At 58.3% G+C, this 2,635-nt stretch carries 2 protein-coding genes and 1 pseudogene; 2 read left to right on the forward strand and 1 reads right to left on the reverse strand.

Annotation, left to right across the window (positions count from 1 at the left end; all coding sequences use genetic code 11):
* Window positions 1-768, forward strand: a 768-nt coding sequence (locus tag RTK32_RS21005) for a DUF1176 domain-containing protein (protein WP_312047324.1), incomplete at its 5' end; no start/stop codon positions are given.
* An 8-nt stretch (window positions 769-776) separates the two neighbouring features.
* Entirely contained in the window at window positions 777-1,808 is a 1,032-nt protein-coding gene (locus RTK32_RS21010; protein ID WP_312047326.1) for a DUF1176 domain-containing protein, read from the forward strand.
* 189 nt (window positions 1,809-1,997) lie between these two features.
* Here the strand turns inward: RTK32_RS21010 and RTK32_RS21015 are convergent.
* A pseudogene (locus RTK32_RS21015) lies at window positions 1,998-2,594 on the reverse strand (FAD-dependent oxidoreductase); the annotation flags it as partial.
* Window positions 2,595-2,635: the final 41 nt, after the last annotated feature.

The raw sequence follows: 2,635 nt of genomic DNA on the forward strand, positions 1-2,635 counted from the left end.
GTGGGCGACATAACGGCAACGGATCGGCATTTGCGCCTGTCAGAGCCACAAACGCAGGCGTTAATTCAGGCCATCAAAGGCAGCGGTACGGTTGAATTTAAAGGCGGTGACGAGCCTTTTCAGCTTTCCGGCGAAGGCGCTTACGCTGCGTTATTGAAAGTAGACGACGTACAGGGCCGCATCGGCACGCCGGGCGCCTGGGTTAAAAAAGGTGACAGGCCTGAAAGCCGTGTCGGGAATGCCATGGCGGTGCCGGTTATCCGGGCGGCGAAAGTCAGCCAGGCCAAGCCGCACGTACTCTCCAAAACAGAGGCAGAGACGATCAGGCCGCAGCTGCTTGCCGTATTAACCAGCGAGCAACAGTGTGATTACCTGACCTCGGTAGGGGAAAAAGACGTCAACGGCGAAATGATCAGCGGCGATATTACCGCCACCCCGCTGGATGATACGCACGTGCTGCTCTCTACCCAATGCTGGGGCGCAGCTTACAATCAGGGATACGGTTTTTGGGTTACCGACAGCAGGCTTAAGGCAAGGCCCGTTGCCGTGACCAACGCGGCTCAGACCTATCGCAATGGCGTGATTACTAACGTCTTTCTGGGAAGCAGCGCCGGCAGCTGTGCGTCTACCGAAGAATGGGTCTGGGACGGCACGGCATTTCGTCAAAGCCTGGAGGCAATCAACGACGGCTGTTGGTTTCCTGGCACCCTTGGTGACAGAGTCATCCCTACGCGGGTATCAGAAATAAAACGAGAGGAAATAAAGTGAACAAACTGATGTTTTTAGGGCTGGCGACGTTATCTCTGTCGGCCTTTGCCAGCCAGAACGGCACCACCTTCGAACACAAAGACTGGGAAGTTGCCTGCGATAATACGCTGACCTGCCGCATTGCCGGTTATGCAAAAGAAGAGGATCCCTCCGGCTCCGTCTTGCTTACCCGCACCGCCGGACCCGGAACAGCCCTGACGGGCGAGGTAACGCTGGCAGATACCGCTGATGACAGCACGCCGGCGAAAAAGCTGACGCTGTGGATTGACGGGAAATCAGCCGGTGAACTCGTAGCGGCTGGCGATAACTGGCGGCTGTCGGCAAGCCAGACATCAGCACTACTTGATGCTGTTAAAGGCAGCGGTAAAGCCGAATTTAAAGGCGGTGCCAAAGTCTTCCAGCTTTCCGGCGAAGGGGCCTATGCCGTGCTGATGAAAGCAGATGACGTACAGGGGCGTATCGGCACGCCTGGTGCGCTGACCAAAAAGGGCAATAAGCCAGAAAACGGCGTAGCCCAGGCCGTACCCGCACCAGTGATCCAGGCGGCAAAAACCGAGAGTGGCGAACCTCGTTCGTTGACCGCCGCTGAAACGGCCGCGTTGAAGCCTCGCCTGCTGGCGACGGTTAATCGCAATGACGACGATATGTGCGACAACCTGTCTGCATCCACAGAAAATGCTCTTGCAGAAACCGATGGGTTAACCCTGACGCCGCTGGATGACGGCCACGCTTTGCTTTCTTCCCTGTGCTGGCGCGCGGCTTATAACGAAGGGTATGGCTACTGGGTTATCGATAAAGCGTTAAAGGGCAAGCCGGTGCTGGTGACGATTTCCGGATCGGACTATGAAAAAGGCGTGATTACTAACGTGCAGAAAGGGCGCGGTATCGCGGACTGCATGAGTTCAGAAAGCTGGGTATGGGACGGACAGGCTTTCCGTAAAAGTCGCGATGCCACGACCGGCATGTGTCGCTATATCCATGCTGGCGGCACCTGGGATCTCCCCACCCTGGTCACGGACGTGAAGCCTTTTTCAAAATAAAGGCTTTGCACGCATCGGGCGAGCCTGCTGGTTAGCGCTTTTAGCGGTGCCAGAAAGCCGGACAAACGATGTTCTGCGACAGGTCGGCCAGAGGCAGGCCCGTACTAGGCGTAACACACCAGACACGAGGCGTTGTTGGATGCCCGTGTCTTCACCGCCGATGCTGAACCGGTTTTCAGCTTGTGGGTATCAGGCTTCGTATCTGCCCAACCAGCGCTCTTTCAGAAGCGCTCCGACAATGGCCGCATCCAGCAGTGGGGAGGGTGGCAGGTAGTTTGCTTCGCCCAGCGCCAGCATCGTGGCCGTCAGCGGATTATCGTAACCCAGCGCATAGTCGGCCAGCAGCGATCCCGCAATGGTCTGCCTGGAGATGCCCGCGCCATTGCAGCCGCTGGCGGTATAAACCGTGCCGCTCAACGCCCCCCACACCGGCGCGCCGTTGCGGGTGACGCTGATAGTGCCTGACCAGCTATGCATCAGTCCGACATCCCGAAGCTGAGGGAAGATTTTGTCAAATGTAGCCCTGTGCAGCCGCGTGGCGGTAAAAGTTTGCCTCGCGGTCACCCGGCCATGCAGAGCAGGCACTACATGCTGACGAATCAAAATACGGCGATCGGCGGTATAGCGCAGCGTGGCGCCAGCGATGGCGTTAACCGGGGTCACGCCCCAGCTGCTCATCGCTGGCAGCCGCTGGCACTGCTCATCGGTTAGCGGCGCGGTCAGGCTGGCAAAAGTGGCCATAGCGGCCTGTTTGCTGATGCCGGGTGCCAGCTCTCGGCTCGGTGCGCCCTGGCAGCAGCGTCAGGCCGCAGAAAACGTCCGTTATC

Origin of the sequence: Erwinia sp. (assembly GCF_031978025.1) — a bacterium.
Classification (GTDB): Bacteria; Pseudomonadota; Gammaproteobacteria; order Enterobacterales; family Enterobacteriaceae; genus Erwinia.